Raw genomic sequence first — 14,946 nt, forward strand, 5'->3', positions numbered from 1 at the left:
CGCCGCTGCCCATCCCGGTCGGCACGCCGTGGCAGATCCAGCAGGAGCTGGGCCAGGACGCCGCGGCCAGGCAGGCCGCCGCCGAAGCCCGCGCGCAGCTCGGCCGGTACGTCAGCCCGGACGTTTTGGAGCGGCTGGCGGCCGAATCGCCGTGGTTCAAGGCGCTCGACGCGGCGTGAGGATCAGGAGCAGGTGGCCAGCATCTCCTGCAGCGCCTGCTTCTCGGCCTGGGTCACGGTCAGCTCGTAGGCGTGCTTGACCGTGACCCACTTGGTCGCGTAGTCGCACCACGCGGCCTCCTCCGGCTTCCACTGCGACGGGTCCTGGTCGCCCTTGCTGCGGTTGGAGCTGGCGTCGACCGCGACCAGCTGCGGCAGGTCCATGTCGTTGGCGAACTCCTCCCGGCGCGCGTCGTCCCAGGTGTTCGCGCCGCTGCGCCAGGCGTTGGCCAGCGGCACCATGTGGTCGATGTCGATCTCGGAGGCATCGGTGAGCCGCTCACCGGTGTACTCCGAGGTCCAGGTGCCGGACAGCGACTCGCAGGCGTTGTTGGTCTTGACGTCGACCCCGTCGCGGGCGAGCACCGCTTCCCGGGTGTTGCAGTTCTTCCCGGCCTCCGGCTGGGACGTCCAGTGCTTGAAGCGCTCGCGCGAATAGCCGTCCATGCTCCCGGAGGGGGCCACCCGGAGCTGTTCGAGCTGGTCGGCGGCCGCCCCGGTGGGCTGGCTGCCGCGGGCGTCGTCGAGCAGGCCGGACTCGAACACCACCCACATCAGGCCGAGCAGCACAGCCGCCACGACCGACATCCACGCCGACTTCTTCACTGGGCCGCCTCTCCCTGGGTTCTCCGTGGCCGTTCCGGGATCATTCGATCACCCGGTGGGGCGCGGGTTCACTCCGCCAGGTGGGGAATGTGGTGTGGCGCACGGGCGTTCAGCGCGGTGCCGGGGCTGGTCGGCGCGGGACGTAGCGGGGTACGTAGCGCAGCAGGAGACCGGCGCCGAGGAGCCCCAGGGCTCCCATGCCCGCGCCCGCGAGGCCGACACCCAGGAGCGCGGTGAGCCCGGAGACGGTGACCGGGCCGACCGCTTGGCCGAAGTCGGCGGTGAAGCGCCAGGCGCCGAGGAACGGGGCCGGTCCCGGCTGCGGGGCGAGGTCGGCGCCGAGCGTCATCAGGATGCCGCTGCTGGTCCCGTTGGCCAGCGCGAGCAGCACCGCGACGGCGGCGAAGGTGGGCACGTCGGTGACCACGAACAGCAGGAGGTGCCCGACCGCCAGGCCGACCATGGACGGCACCGCCGCCCAGATCCGCCCGAACCGGTCCATGATCTGGCCCGAGGTGTAGGACAGCGCGAAGTCGATCCCACCGGCGACACCGATGATCACGGCCGTCGTCGACGGCGGCAGCCCGGCCGCCACCGCCACCAGCGGCAGCACCACCATCCGCGACGCCCGCAGCCCGCCGATGATCGCCGCGCAGGTGCCCATCCGCAGCAGCACACCCCGGTGCCGGGCCAGCGTGGCGACCAGACCCTGGTGCGCCTGCTCGACATCCTCCGGTCCCGCCGTCCCGAGGTCCCTGGTGCACAGCAGCAGCACGACCGCAGCCGCGGCGAAAGCGATGTGCAGCAGGAAGACCGCGCGCTCGTCCGGGGTCACCAGCAGCAGGAGCGCGGCGAGGAAGGGCCCGACGAAGTAGCCCGCGCGGAACAGCCCGCCCAGCACGCTCAACGCCCTCGCCCGGTAGCGCAGCGGCACTGTGGTGGTGATGAAGGCGTGCCTGGCCAGCGCGAAGACCGCGGTGGCCAGGCCGACGACGAACACGCTCGCGCCGAGCGCCCACGGGCTGGTCGAGAAGTAGCAGCCGAGCAGGCCCAGCACCGAGACGACCGCGGCTCCGATCATCGCGGTGCGCTCGCCGAGCCGGTGCACGAGCACGCCGCTGGGCACGTCACCGACCAGCTCGCCGACCATGAGCATCGCGGCGATCAGCCCGAGCACGCCGAGGTTGGCGCCCTGGTCAGCGGCGATGAGCGGGATCATCGGGATGATGGCGCCCTCGCCGGTGGCGAACAGCAGGGTCGGGCCGAACGCCGCGAGCGCGACGGTCCGCAGCTCGAAAGGCCGTTCCTCCACCTGCACCCGTTGCACTCCACGCCGAAATCCGAACCAGCACAGCTTGCCAGACCGGACGCGCCCGCCAGCCGAGAGATCCGTCACCGGCAGCTCAGTCCCGCAGGAGGACGGCCAGCGGTCGAGGTTGACCACCGTCGCCGGCCGACGCAGTATGAGCCACGTCACGCCGCTCTCACTGACGAGGTAGCGATGCCTGCACCTGCGCAGTCCGGCCGAGGCATGACCACCAGCGACCAGCTCGCCCGCCACGCCCGCAAGATCCCCGACGAGATCGCGCTGCGCTTCGCGGGGACCAGCCGCAGCTACCGCGAACTGGACGAGCGCGTCTCCAGGCTGGCCAACGCGCTCGCCGGGCGCGGTGTGGCGCGCGGCGACCGCATCGCGGTGCTGGGCCGCAACAGCCTGGAGGTCATCGAGTCCTACCTCGCGGCGGCCCGGCTGGGCGCGATCTGCGTGCCGATCAACTTCCGGCTGGTCGCCGACGAGGTGGCCCACGTGCTGGCCGACAGCGGCGCCCGCGCGGTGGTCGTCGACGAGCCGTTCACCGAGGTGCTGGACAAGGCGGGGTCCGATGTGGACGTCCGGCTGGTGGTCGGGGGGTCCGGCGACTACGAGTCGGCGCTGGCCGCGGCCTCCCCCGCGCACCCCGAGGTCGCGGTGGACGAGCAGTCCCCGGCGTTCATCATGTACACCTCCGGCACCACCGGTCGCCCCAAGGGGGCGGTGCTCACCCACCACAACCTGCTGATGCACACGTTCAGCTCGGCGGTGCACCACGGCATCAGCGGTGCCGACCAGGTGTGGCTGGTCGGGGTGCCGCTGTTCCACATCGCCGGGCTGTCCGGGATGCTGCCGTACCTGCTGCAGGGCGGCCGGATCGTGGTCGCCCCCTCGGGGCGGTTCGACCCGGCGGAGACCGTCGAGCTGCTGGCGCGGGAGCGGATCACCGCGTGCTTCCTGGTTCCCGCGCAGTGGCAGGCGATCTGCGACCTGCCCGACCTCGGCGCGCACGACCTGTCCGCGCTGCGCCGGATCACCTGGGGTGCCGCGCCCGCGTCCACCACGCTGCTGCGGGCCATGTTCGAGGCGTTCCCGGACGCCGACATCACCACCGCGTTCGGGCAGACCGAGTGCAGCCCGGTGACCACCGTCCTGCGCGCCGAGGACGCGCTGCGCAAGATCGGCTCGGTGGGCAAGCCGATGCTCAACGTCGAGGTGCGCGTCGTCGACGACGACATGAACGACGTGCCGCCGGGTGAGGTCGGCGAGATCGTCTACCGGGGCCCGACGGTGATGCGGGAGTACTGGGGCAAACCCGCCGAGACCGCCGAGGCGTTCCGCGGCGGTTGGTTCCACTCCGGCGACCTGGTGCGCCAGGACGAGGACGGCTACCTCTACGTGGTGGACCGCAAGAAGGACATGATCATCTCCGGCGGGGAGAACATCTACTGCACGGAGGTCGAGGACGCGCTGGCGGCGCACCCCGAGGTCGCCGAGGTCGCCCTGATCGGCGTGCCCGACGAGCGCTGGGGCGAGACCCCGCTGGCGGTGATCGGACCGCGCGACCCCACCGCCCCGCCCTCCCCCGGCGATGTCGCGGAGTGGTGCCGCGACCGGCTGGCCGGGTACAAGCGGCCGCGCCGGATCGCCGTGGTCGACGAGCTCCCGCGCAACCCCAGCGGCAAGGTGCTCAAGACCCAGCTGCGCGCTGACCTCGCGGCGGGACGGCTCACCGTCCAGGAGTGACGCACCCCCCGGCGCTCACGGCGCAGCCATCTATGCAACTCGTTGCATTGCAACTTTGTGCATAGTACGGTCCTGCCGACAGGTCGGCGCAGGAGGCGAGTCATGGGCGAGTTCCGGACCAGGTTCACCGAGGAGTTCGGGGTCGAGCACCCCGTCGTGCAAGGCGGGATGCAGTGGGTCGGGCGGGCCGAGCTCGCCGCCGCCGTCGCCGAGGCCGGGGCGCTGGGCATGATCACCGCGCTCACCCAGCCCACCCCCGAGGACCTGGCCGAGGAGATCGCGCGCTGCCGGGAGCTGACCGACAAGCCCTTCGGTGTCAACATCACGATCCTGCCGACCATCGCACCGCCGCCCTACGCCGAGTACCGGCAGGCCATCATCGAGTCCGGCGTGAAGATCGTGGAAACCGCCGGGTCCAACCCGGCCGAGCAGGTCGCCGCCTTCCAACCGGCCGGGGTGAAGGTGCTGCACAAGTGCACCAGCGTCCGGCACGCGCTCAAGGCGCAGCAGCTCGGGGTCGACGCGGTCAGCATCGACGGCTTCGAGTGCGCCGGACACCCCGGCGAGGACGACGTGCCCGGGCTGGTGCTCATCCCGCGGGCCGCCGACGAGCTGAACATCCCGATCATCGCCTCCGGCGGGTTCGCCGACGCCCGCGGCCTGGTCGCCGCGCTCGCGCTGGGCGCCGACGGCATCAACATGGGCACCCGGTTCATGTGCACCGCCGAGTCGCCGATCCACGACGAGGTCAAGAAGCGCATCGCCGCGGCCAGCGAGCTGGACACCGAGCTGATCTTCCGGCCGCTGCGCAACACCGCGCGGGTGGCCAGCAACTCCGTCAGCCGGGAGGTGGTGTCCCGGCTGGACGACGGCGGCAGCTTCGAGGACGTGCGCGAGCTGGTCGCCGGCGCGCGCGGTCGGCAGGTCTACGAGCAGGGCGACACCGAGCTGGGCATCTGGAGCGTCGGCATGGTGCAGGGGCTGATCAACGACATCCCCACCGTCGACGAGCTGGTGCGGCGCATCGTCGGCGAGGCCGGCGAGCTCATCCGGGGCCGCCTCGGAAACCTGCTCACCCCGACCGCGTGATCGCGGCGCGGGCTATCGTCGGCACCGCCAAGCACCCGCCCGAGTTGAGGAGCCGCCGGTGTCGTTGGAGTACGCGATCCTGGTGTCGCTGCAGGAGCGCGCGGGGTCGGGCTACGAGCTGGCCAGGCGGTTCGACAAGTCGATCGGGTACTTCTGGGGCGCCAGCCACCAGCAGATCTACCGCAGCCTGAAGCGGATGGTGGAGCTCGGCTGGGTGACCGGCGACGCGGTCGCCCAGGAGAAGCGGCCGGACAAGAAGGTCTACCGGGTCAGCGCGGACGGTGCCGCTGAACTGGCCCGCTGGCTCGCCGAACCCGCCGACCCGCCGACCGTGCGCAACGAGCTGTCGGTGAAGATCCGCGGCGCCTCCTACGGCGAGGTGGCCCAGGTCCTGGCCGAGGTCGGCCGCCACCGCCGCCTGCACGCCGAGCGCCTGGCGGTCTACCAGGCGATCGAGCGGCGCGACTTCCCGGACCCGGCCCGGCTGTCCGGGCAGCCCCTGCACCAGTTCCTTGTGCTGCGCGGCGGGATCCGCACCGAGCAGTCGATGGTCGAGTGGTGCGACGAGGTCATCGGCGCGCTCCAGGACGACAGCACCCCCTAATCCGCCTGCGCCCGGCGCTGTTCGGCGACCAAACCGCTCATGTCCCGCAGAAAGCGGCGGATCGCGTCCCGCTCGTCCGGGCGGTAGCCGCGCATCCTGGTCACGGCTCGGTCGATGAGCGGACCGAAGAAGGTCCAGCCGAGTTCGACGGCCTGCTCCGCCACGACCAGCCGCACCCGCCGCCGGTCCGCCGGGTCCTTCTCCCGCCGGACGTGGCCGCGCTGCTCGAGGCGGTCGACCAGCGCGGTGACCGCGGCGGAGTTCAGCCCGAGCTGCTCGCCCAGCTTCCCCGGTGTCGCGGTCCGCCCGGCCCGGTGCGCGTCCAGCAGCGCGATCAGCGCGCGCAGGTCGGTGGGGTGCAGGTCGTTGGCCCCGGCGAACTCCGCGGCCAGCAGGTCCAGTTCGACGGTGACCGCCCGCAGCAGGTGGACCAGTTCCCGTTCGTCTTCCACGTCGACCATGTTAATCTCTCGACAATCGAGATACTCGATGAGTGAGGTGAACATGGGGTTCCGGAATCCGGCGGACGCCGTGGATTTCGCCACCGCCTACGACGCCGCGTTCGCGCGCTGGCCGATCCCGGTCGAAGCGCGCGACCTCGACTCCGACCGCGGAACCACCCGCGTGCACCTCTGCGGCAACCCCGGCGGATGGCCGCTGGTGCTGCTGCCCGGCGGCGGCGCGACTTCGGCGATCTGGGCGGGCAACGTCGAGGCGCTCGGCCGGACCCACCGCATCCACGCCCTCGACCTGCTCGGGGAGGCGGGCCGCAGCACAGCCCGCGCGGCGCGCGACCTCGACGACCTGATGTCCTGGCTGGACGAGGTGTTCGACCAGCTCGGCCTGGAATCGGCGGACCTGTGCGGACATTCGCACGGCGCCTGGATCGCCCTGCACCACGCCGTCCGCTCACCACGCGTGCGCCGCCTCGCCCTGCTGGACCCGACGGCCTGCTTCACCAGGTTCAGCCCCCGCTACCTGCTGCGGGCCGCGCCGATGCTGCTGCGCCCGAAGCCCCGGCGCACGCGCGACTTCCTGCAGTGGGAGACCGGTGCCATCGTGTTCGACGCCGCGCAACTGGAGCTGCTGGTCCGCGCGGCGACGTTCGAGTCGAAGCCGGTCACCAGCCCCAAGCCCGATCCCACCCGGCTGTCGGTGCCCACGCTCGTCGTGGGCGCGGGGCGGTCGAAGGCGCACGACGTCGACCGCCTCATCGCGGAGGTGCGTCGCGCGGTCCCGGGTGCGCGGACCGAGGTGCTGCCGAGCACCAGCCACCACGCGATGCCCTGGCACGACGCCGACCGGCTCAACGCGGTGTTGGTCGACTTCCTGAGCTGACAGGCGCGAGGGGCGCCCGCGAACGCATCGCGGACGCCCCTGCCATCCGGTTTCACCAGATCTCGGCGACCCACTCCGGGTGGTCGATGAACGGGTTCCGGTTGTGCTGGAACTGGTCGAAGATGACCTGGTTGCGACGCTGCTCCGCAGCGTCCGGCGGGTCCTGCTCGTGCCACTGCTTGAGCACCGAGACCCGGCCGATGTGCGGGGCGCTGCCGTTGTCGACCTCGTCGTTGACCTCGAGGTCGGCGAAGCCGTCCTCGCCCTCGTAGCGGACCGACATGTAGAAGATCATCCGGGCGACGTCGCCCTTGACCTCGTCGCGCGGTTCCCACGAGTCGCCGTCGGTGAAGTTGCCGGGCGCCTCGGTGACCTCGCCACCGCCCATGTCGAAGTCCTTGTTGCCGCGCTCGGAGTTGACCGAGACGTCGGTCGGGCGCAGGTGGTGGACGTCGGTGCCGGGACCGGGCGCGGTGCCGAAGTCGCCGTGCGACTTGGCCCAGACGTGCTCGCGGTTCCAGTTGTCGGCGTCGCCGCCGTTGGTGTCCTTGCTCTGCGACCGCCCGGTGTAGAGCAGGACGACGTTCCCAGTGTTGTCCGGGTCCTCGTCGGTGACCTTGAGCGCGTCCCACACCTCGTCGTAGCTCAACGTGGTGGTGCCGCTGCTGATGATCTGGTGCAGCGCGGCCTCAAGCTCCGGGCCGGTCTTGCCGATCGCGTCCTGGTAGTAGTCGTCGGCGGTGGACGCGGCCGCGGACGGTACCGGGATCGCCACCAGGGCGATGCCGAGTAACAGGGATAACGACTTCAATCGGGTGGTTTTCATCGGTGTGGTCCTCTCCCCGTGGGCAACCGGGGGAAGCGTGCCACACCGACGATCACCATTGGGTGAACCAATTGGGGGAGCCCGATGGCGGACAGTGATCAAGTAGGCGAACGCCGGATGGCCCGGCACCCCGACGAACGCCCCGCACACTGGGAAAACACCGGGAACCCGGGCCGTCACCCGCGGTTTCGGCGCGGCCACCAAACGGAAACAACGGGAATAGTCAGCGCCAGCAGCAGCGCGGGGAGCAGGAAGCCCAGCGCCGGATCGGACCGGTAGAGCCCGGTGAACGCCGCCGGGGAGGCCGACATCCCCAGGAAGCGCAGCGCGGTGACCACCGAGATGACCCCGCCACCGGAGGCCCCGCCGCCGAGCACCGTCGCGTGGATGCCGACCAGCACCAGCTGCGCGCAGATCCCGCCGACGGCCCACGCCGCCGCCACCACCGGCAGCCACCCGGCCAGCCCGATCGACCCGACCGCGACCGCCGCGACCAGCAGTCCCGCGACCACCACCGCGCGCGGGCCGAACCGGTCCACCGCCCCACCAGTGAGCCGGGCGGTGACCGCCCCGGCGATGCCGAAGCCGGTCAGCACCAGGCCGCGGGCACCCGGGCTCAGCGCGAAGGCGTCGTCGAGCCGGAAGGAGACCAGGAACGGCAGACCGGCCAGCGCCGCCCAGGCGACGAACGCCACCCCGCCCACCAGCAGCACCGGCGAGCGCCAGGCCTCGCGCAAGGCGGCCGGGCGTCGCCGCTGGGCACCGGTGTCGTCAGCGGGCAGCGGGCTGACCGCCAGCACCGCCGCCACCGCGGCCAGCCCGACGAAGGCCCACTGCCAGGCCCCTTCCGCGGCCACTCCGCCGACCAGCGGCGCGGTGGTCTGGCCGATCGCCTGCATCGAGCCGTAGGTGCCCAGCGCCCGGCCGAGCCGTGCCTCCGGTGTCGCGGCCGCGAGCTTGGCCAGCAGCAGCGGTGTCGTGAAGGCGTTCGCGACGCCCTGCAACCCGCGGCTGACCTGGAACAGCCAGAACCACGGTGCCACCGCGGCGAGCAGCGCGGCCAGCACGTAGACCACGTAGGCGACCCGGATGCTGCGCGCCATCCCCCAGCGCTCGCCGAGGCTGCCGGACACCAGCATCACGACCGCGAACGGCACCAGGTAGGCCGTCAGCGAGGTGGCCGCGGCCCCCTCCGGGATGTCGAAGCTGCGCGCCAGCTCCGGCAGCATCGCTGCCACCACACCACCGCCGAACGGCCCCAGCAGACCACCCACGTGCAGCGCGATCCGGGAACTCACCGCACGAGAACCCCACCAGCGACCCGACCGGACACGCCCCAAACCCTTCGCCGAGCGAACTACCCACCGGGCAGTGGATCACACCGCGGCGGCGAAGTCGAGCTACCCGCGCCGCAGGTCATCGCCGCACCAGTGGCGGGACCACCTCCGGGCTGGCCGAGGTGCCCCTTCAGCACCACCGGCGGCACGCTGGCCCTCGACCCGAAGACTCGGCTCGAATGGTGCGTAGATCCGACCTCCACTGGAATCGGGCGCCAGGTGACCCGGGATCGGCTGCGTGCTGCCTGGTGCAGGATTCCCGGCTGGAAAACCACACCTCCGCAGCGGCCCACCAACCGCACCTGTAGTCCATTTAGGACGGAGTGGCGGTGCGAGCGGCAGCACGCCTGGCTCGGACGCCAGTCGCCGAACGGGAAGAACGCGATCACCACGCCACGAATCCTCAGGGCACCGCTTCGGGACGTCTCCCAGGGCGTGGACACCCGCGGCAGCTCAGCGCCCGGTGTCGACGCGGTGGTCGGCGGCCAGGTCGTGCGCGCGGGTGAGCAGGTCCGCGGGCAGCACGGCGGGTTCCAGGCCGTAGCGGTCGTCGTAGGCCGTGATCACCTCGGCCTCCAGCGCGTCCAGCTCGAGTCCCGGGATCTCGTCGACGACCGATCCCACGGAGTCGTCGTCGAAGGGCAGGTCCAGCAGCCGGTAGACGTCGGTGAGCAACGGGCGCAGCACTTCGGTGTCGTCGAAGATCACCACGGCGCTGAACAGCCAGGCGCCGCGCACCAGCCGCTGTGCGGTGCCGACCAGCTTCACCCGGCCCCGCGCGTTGACGCTGTGCGCGCCCGGGCAGTACTCGCCCGGCACCGCACCGATCTCCGCTTCGACGCCGTGCTTGCGCAGCACGTCGGCCCACAGCTCGGCGTAGCCGGTGAACCGCTCTTCCATCCCGGACAGGTAGCCGGGATCCGGGCCGACGTGGTCGACCACCAGCGAACGCTCGGTGTAGGCCACCGCCCGGCCGCCGGGCGCGCGCACAACCGGGGTGAACCCGGCTCCGCGCACGGCCCGGACAGCATCCGGGAACCCGGGCAGCAGGGTGTCCCGGCGACCGAAGGCCACGACGCGCCCGCTGGGCCGGTAGATCCGCATCCCGGCACCGACCTCGCCGGCGCTGACCCGGCGCAGCATCGCGTGCGCCACCGCGACCTCCGAGGCTTGGTCCCCATCCACTTCGAGCGCACCGCGATAAAGCTCCACGCAGCGATCCTAATCCGCCACGAACCCGCCCCGACCCGGCGCCAGACGTCCACTACGGGCATCCCGTGCCGGGCGCACTCCCACATCCGCGGGCCCACGTTGACCAGCTCGGCAGCTCCGGTCGCCGGGCACCGAGGTGGGTTCCCGCCGTGCTCGGGGGGGGGAGCCCACCGGCCGGTGTCACAGGGACGTGGGGATCACGGGGTGGCGTTCGAAGAGGACCGTGCCTCGCACGATCGCTTCCTTGTACAGGGCCGCCTTCCGGCCGGTGAGGACCGACTCCTTCGGGGTGTCGTCGGCTCGGACGAACTGGACCAGGGCGTCCTTGCGGCCGAGGCTGATGCACTGGTTGAGGTAGCGGAAGCGCAGCGGGCGAGGTTCCCGCCCGGCCAGGCGGTCGGCGATCGCGCGGACCGCGTGCTGGGTCGAGGGCAGGCCCGTCGCGCAAGCCATCCGCAGCTCCTGGCCGGTGCTCATGCGGCCCGCCGCCGCGTCCCCGATGGCCGTCACCTCCGGGTGGGAGACCGAGCGGAACTCGCCGTCGACGACCACGCGGCCGTTGTCGTCGACCTCGAAGCCCGCGCGCTCGGCCAGGTCCGGCACCCGGAACCCGGTCGCCCACACCACCGTGTCGGCCGCGACGTGCGAGTCGTCGGCCAGCACCAGTCCGTCCGGGCGCACCTCGGAGACCGCCGCGTCCTCGCGCAGCTCGACGCCCAGGCGGGCGAAGGTGCGCCGCAGGTGGTTCGTCCCCCGCTCGGACAACCCGGGGCCCAGGCCCCCGCCGGTGACCAGGCGGACCTTCAGCGCCGGGTTCGCCTCGGCCAGCTCCGCCGCGGCTTCGATGCCGGTCAGCCCGCCGCCGACCACTGCGACCACCTCAGCGGTGGCCAGCCGGCGGTGCAGGCGCACGGCGTCGTCGTTGGTGGCGACGGTGAAGGCGTGCTCGGCGACGCCGGGAACCGACGTCGTGTCCGCCGTGCTGCCCACCGCGTAGATCAGGCGGTCGTAGCGCACCTCGCGCGCGGAGTTCGCCAGCCGCAGGGTCCGCGCCTCGGCGTCGATGCCGGTGACCCGGTCGACCACCAGCTCCACCCCGGTGCCCTTGAGCAGGTCCGCCAGCGGCAGGTCGCGCAGCTGCTGGCCCGTCGCCAGCTGGTGCAGGCGGACCCGCTCGACGAACCGGTCCACCGCGTTGACCAGCGTCACCCTGGCTCCGGTCCAGCGCGCCGCCAACTTGGCCGCGGCCAGTCCGGTGTAGCCCGCTCCGACGACCACGATCTGCTGCTCCATCGTCCCGTCCTCTCCGTTGGGTTCGTCGTTGCTGCCTGAACGGAGCAGCCCGCCGAGTTGTGACAACATGTGTCCCACGTCACCGATCGAGCCGGGGTGGGAGTGGTGGCCGAGGAGCGGCTGGCGAGGTACCGGGAGATGCGGGACTTCACCCGCACCGCCGAGCCGCGCGGTGCCGGGGCCGCCTCCGGTGCGGGCAACCGGTTCGTGGTGCAGCGCCACCGGGCCCGGCGCCGCCACTACGACCTGCGGCTGGAGCTGGACGGGGTGCTGGTCAGCTGGGCGGTGCCCAAGGGGCCGACGTTGGACCCCTCAGTGCGCCGGATGGCCGTGCACGTCGAGGACCACCCGCTGGAGTACGCCGACTTCGAGGGCACCATCCCGGCCGGGGAGTACGGCGGCGGGGACGTCATCGTCTGGGACCGGGGCACCTGGGTACCCGGCGAGGACGACCCGGCCGCCGCCATCGAGGCCGGCACCCTGCACTTCGACCTGCACGGTGAGAAGCTGGCGGGCCGTTTCGTGCTGGTGCGGCGCGGTGGGGAGCAGTGGCTGCTGCTGCACAAGAAGGACGAGCACGCCCAGCCCGGCTGGGACGCCGAGGATCACCCTCGCTCGGTGAAGAGCGGGCGCACCAACGAGGAGGTCGCCGCCGCACCCGAGGCGGTGTGGCACAGCGACCTGCCGCCGGAGCGCGCCGAGGTCCGGCTGCGGAGCTGGCAGGCACCTGGTGAGGAAGAGGTCGCCGAGCTGGACGCGCTCGGCAGCAAGGGCCGCTGGCGGGTCGACGGCCGCGACCTCGCGCTGACCAACCTGGACAAGGTGCTGTTCCCGGGCCGCGACGGCGGAGCGCCGGTGACCAAGCGCGACCTGGTCCGCTACCACGCGCTGATCGCGCCGGTCATGCTGCCCTACCTGGACGGTCGGCCGCTGAACTCGCACCGGTTCCCCAACGGGGTCACCAAACCCGGCTTCTGGCACAAGGAAGCGCCCGACCACGCCCCGGAATGGTTACAGCGCTGGCGCAATCCCGACGCCGACCCCGACGACACCCAGTGGTACCTGGTCCCGGACAGCGTCGCCGCGCTGGCCTGGCTGGCCAACTACGCGGCGCTGGAGCTGCACCCCTGGACCTCGCGCGCCGCCGACGTGCAGCACCCGACGTGGGCGCTGTTCGACATCGACCCGGGTGAGCGGACCACCTTCGAGGAGGTGCTGGTGCTGGCCCGGCTGCACCGCACCGCGATGGAGCACCTCGGCGTGGTGGCGCGGCCGAAGGTCACCGGGCAGCGCGGCATCCAGATCTGGGTCCCGGTGGAGCCGCGCTACACCTACGCCGAGACCCGCTCCTGGGTCGAGCAGGTGTCGCGGGCGGTCGGCAACACGGTGCCGGAGCTGGTGAGCTGGGCGTGGACGAAGTCCGAGCGCCGCGGGCTGGCCCGGCTGGACTACACCCAGAACGTCCTCAACAAGACCCTGGTCGCGCCCTACAGCGCCCGCCCGCGGCCGGGCGCCCCGGTGTCGGTCCCGCTGGAGTGGGAGGAGCTCGACGACCCGGAGCTGGCCCCGGACCGCTGGACCATCCGCACCGTGCTGGACCGGGTGGCCCAGGTCGGCGACCCGTTCGCAGCACTGCTCGACGTCCAGCAGCAGCTGCCGCCGGTGTGACCGGGGTTCAGCGGCTGGCCGCGGCCTCCAGCGCCGCCGGTTCGGGCAGCGTCCGGGCCAGCAGCCAGGCCAACACCGGGAACACCAGCAGCGTCATCAGGGCGGTCCGCAGGTCGGTCAGCTCGGCGACCAGCCCGAGCGCCGGTGTGGCGATTCCCCCGACGCTCACCGCCAAGCCGAGCGTGACACCGCTGGCGGTGCCGATGCGGTTGGGCAGGTAGTCCTGGCCGAGCGTGACGTGCAGCGAGAACGGCACGTACAGCAGGACGGAGACCAGCGCGACGAAGACGTGCACCGAGACGCCGGGCGCCCACACCACTCCGGCCAGCGCTGGGATCGTGGCGGCGTAGGACACGCGCAGCGTGCGGACGCGCCCCCAGGACGAGGCGAGCTTGCCGCCGAGCAGGGTGCCGACCGCGCCGCCGGCGAACAGCACGAACAACGCCACCGCGCCCGCCGCCTCCCCGCCGCCGACCCGCTGCTGCACCCACAGCGCGACGAACGCGCTCAGTCCGATGTAGACGATAGAGCGGCAGGTGATGATCGCGGTCAGCCGCAGGAAGACCGGCCAGTCGTCGGTGCCCCGCCGCGCCGGTCCGGTCCCGGCCGCACTGGTCGCCGCGGTGATCGAGCGCAGCGCCGCCACCGTGACCGCGCCGCCCAGCAGCGCCGGGATGAGCAGCCACGGGGAGGCCGTCAGACCGCCCGCGGACAGGATCGGCGCGACCACCACCGGCGCCAGCGCGAAGCCGATGTTGCCGCCGAGGGAGAACCAGCTCATCGCCACGTGGTCGCCGCCGGAGGCGGCACGGGCGAGCCGGGCCGCCTCCGGGTGGTAGGCGGCCACCCCCAGGCCGGAGAGCGCGACCGCCAGCCAGGTCAGCGGGTAGGAGTCACCGACGCCGCACAGCGCCACGCCGAGCCCGGCCGTCGTCATGCTCACCGGGATCAACCACGGCATCCGCACCCGGTCGGTCAGCGCCCCGAAGATCGGCTGCACGATGGAGGACAGCAGCGTCGCGGCCAGCACGATGCCGGACACCGCCACGTAGCCGTAGTGCCGTTCGAGCACCAGGAACGGCACCACCGCCGGGACCGCCCCCTGGTAGATGTCCACGCCCGCGTGGCCGACGGCCAGCAGCCCCACGGACCGGTTCACGTTTCGCGTCACGGGCCCGATCCTGGTCGCCGAACCGGTGTCGCGCTTCCGATAAACTGACATCCCATGTCGGAAATCCGCCACCAGCCGCGGGCCCCCACCGCGCTGCGCCGCCTGCCCGCCGGGTCCGGGGTCGACGCGCACCGGCACGACGACCACCAGATCGTCTACGCGGGACGCGGCGTGCTCTCGGTGACCACCGAGGCGGGCACCTGGATCGCGCCCGGGACCAGGGCCCTGTGGATTCCCGCCGGGGTGGTGCACGAGCACCGCGCGTACGGCGAGACCGACCTGCACACCGTCGGTTTGCCCACCGGGACGAACCCGCTGCGGTTGCACTCGCCCGCGGTGCTGGCCGTCGAACCGCTGCTGCGCGAGCTGATCCTGGCCTGCACCCGCGACGAGTTCGCCAGCGACGCCGAGCGCAGGCGGCTGCGCGCGGTCCTGCTCGACCAGCTGCGCCGCGCCCCGGAGCAGCCGATCCGCCTGCCCAGCCCGCAAGATCCGCGGCTGGTCGCGGTCTGCGCGCTGCTCGACG

Annotated in this window: 14 protein-coding genes; 6 read left to right on the plus strand and 8 right to left on the minus strand. The window is 72.4% G+C overall.

Annotation, left to right across the window (positions count from 1 at the left end; all coding sequences use genetic code 11):
• Positions 1–182: 182 nt before the first annotated feature.
• Positions 183–824, minus strand: a complete 642-nt coding sequence (locus ABT324_RS32425) for an HNH endonuclease family protein (protein WP_351185390.1) — start codon at positions 822–824, stop codon at positions 183–185.
• A 109-nt stretch (positions 825–933) separates the two neighbouring features.
• The gene (locus ABT324_RS32430) at positions 934–2,142 is read right to left on the minus strand and encodes an MFS transporter (protein ID WP_351185393.1); all 1,209 of its coding nucleotides are present in this window, start codon (positions 2,140–2,142) and stop codon (positions 934–936) included.
• A gap of 183 nt (positions 2,143–2,325) precedes the next feature.
• Between ABT324_RS32430 and ABT324_RS32435 the strand changes: the two genes are divergently transcribed.
• The 3 genes from ABT324_RS32435 to ABT324_RS32445 all read left to right on the plus strand — a co-directional run bounded on the left by ABT324_RS32435 (position 2,326) and on the right by ABT324_RS32445 (position 5,575).
• On the plus strand, positions 2,326–3,882 hold the full coding sequence (locus tag ABT324_RS32435) for a long-chain-fatty-acid--CoA ligase (protein ID WP_351185396.1): 1,557 nt from the start codon (positions 2,326–2,328) through the stop codon (positions 3,880–3,882).
• Between the two features lie 102 nt (positions 3,883–3,984).
• A complete protein-coding gene (locus tag ABT324_RS32440) occupies positions 3,985–4,971 on the plus strand; it encodes an NAD(P)H-dependent flavin oxidoreductase (protein ID WP_351185399.1) in 987 nt (328 codons plus the stop codon).
• Positions 4,972–5,029: 58 nt separating this feature from the next.
• On the plus strand, positions 5,030–5,575 hold the full coding sequence (locus tag ABT324_RS32445) for a PadR family transcriptional regulator (protein ID WP_351185402.1): 546 nt from the start codon (positions 5,030–5,032) through the stop codon (positions 5,573–5,575).
• Here the strand turns inward: ABT324_RS32445 and ABT324_RS32450 are convergent.
• A complete protein-coding gene (locus tag ABT324_RS32450; RefSeq protein ID WP_351185405.1) occupies positions 5,572–6,027 on the minus strand; it encodes a MarR family winged helix-turn-helix transcriptional regulator in 456 nt (151 codons plus the stop codon). The two genes, ABT324_RS32445 and ABT324_RS32450, sit on opposite strands and share 4 nt — an antisense overlap.
• Positions 6,028–6,064: 37 nt before the next feature.
• Here ABT324_RS32450 and ABT324_RS32455 point away from each other — a divergent pair, with 37 nt between their 5' ends.
• Positions 6,065–6,913, plus strand: coding sequence for an alpha/beta fold hydrolase (locus tag ABT324_RS32455; RefSeq protein WP_351185408.1), 849 nt, complete (start codon positions 6,065–6,067; stop codon positions 6,911–6,913).
• Positions 6,914–6,965: 52 nt separating this feature from the next.
• Here the strand turns inward: ABT324_RS32455 and ABT324_RS32460 are convergent, their stop codons facing one another.
• The 4 genes from ABT324_RS32460 to ABT324_RS32475 all read right to left on the minus strand — a co-directional run bounded on the left by ABT324_RS32460 (position 6,966) and on the right by ABT324_RS32475 (position 11,581).
• Positions 6,966–7,739: an endonuclease I family protein gene (locus ABT324_RS32460; RefSeq protein WP_351185411.1), complete on the minus strand. Its 774-nt coding sequence runs from the start codon at positions 7,737–7,739 to the stop codon at positions 6,966–6,968.
• Between the two features lie 176 nt (positions 7,740–7,915).
• Positions 7,916–9,037 (minus strand): MFS transporter, encoded by a 1,122-nt coding sequence (locus tag ABT324_RS32465; protein ID WP_351185414.1) that lies wholly within the window; start codon positions 9,035–9,037, stop codon positions 7,916–7,918.
• 492 nt (positions 9,038–9,529) lie between these two features.
• A complete protein-coding gene (locus ABT324_RS32470; RefSeq protein ID WP_351185417.1) occupies positions 9,530–10,288 on the minus strand; it encodes a lipoate--protein ligase family protein in 759 nt (252 codons plus the stop codon).
• Positions 10,289–10,468: 180 nt separating this feature from the next.
• Positions 10,469–11,581 carry an NAD(P)/FAD-dependent oxidoreductase gene (locus ABT324_RS32475; RefSeq protein ID WP_351185420.1) on the minus strand — a complete coding sequence of 371 codons (1,113 nt, stop codon included), beginning with the start codon at positions 11,579–11,581 and terminating at the stop codon, positions 10,469–10,471.
• Between the two features lie 105 nt (positions 11,582–11,686).
• On the opposite strand from ABT324_RS32475, the gene ligD reads away from it, so the two are divergent.
• The gene (gene ligD / locus ABT324_RS32480; protein ID WP_351185423.1) at positions 11,687–13,249 is read left to right on the plus strand and encodes a non-homologous end-joining DNA ligase; all 1,563 of its coding nucleotides are present in this window, start codon (positions 11,687–11,689) and stop codon (positions 13,247–13,249) included.
• Between the two features lie 7 nt (positions 13,250–13,256).
• On the opposite strand, the gene ABT324_RS32485 is transcribed toward ligD, so the two are convergent.
• Positions 13,257–14,420 (minus strand): MFS transporter, encoded by a 1,164-nt coding sequence (locus ABT324_RS32485; RefSeq protein ID WP_351185426.1) that lies wholly within the window; start codon positions 14,418–14,420, stop codon positions 13,257–13,259.
• A gap of 54 nt (positions 14,421–14,474) precedes the next feature.
• Here ABT324_RS32485 and ABT324_RS32490 point away from each other — a divergent pair.
• On the plus strand, positions 14,475–14,946 hold a 472-nt coding region (locus tag ABT324_RS32490; RefSeq protein ID WP_351185429.1), incomplete at its 3' end, for an AraC family ligand binding domain-containing protein.

The sequence above is a fragment of the Saccharopolyspora sp. NPDC000359 genome (genome assembly GCF_040300525.1).
Lineage (GTDB): Bacteria > Actinomycetota > Actinomycetes > Mycobacteriales > Pseudonocardiaceae > Saccharopolyspora.

Coding starts and splice junctions, on each gene's coding strand:
- ABT324_RS32435 (WP_351185396.1), top strand. CDS start 2,326: ATGCCTGCACCTGCGCAGTCCGGCCGAGGCATGACCACCAGCGACCAG.
- ABT324_RS32440 (WP_351185399.1), top strand. CDS start 3,985: ATGGGCGAGTTCCGGACCAGGTTCACCGAGGAGTTCGGGGTCGAGCAC.
- ABT324_RS32455 (WP_351185408.1), top strand. CDS start 6,065: ATGAGTGAGGTGAACATGGGGTTCCGGAATCCGGCGGACGCCGTGGAT.
- ABT324_RS32460 (WP_351185411.1), bottom strand. CDS start 7,739: ATGAAAACCACCCGATTGAAGTCGTTATCCCTGTTACTCGGCATCGCC.
- ABT324_RS32475 (WP_351185420.1), bottom strand. CDS start 11,581: ATGGAGCAGCAGATCGTGGTCGTCGGAGCGGGCTACACCGGACTGGCC.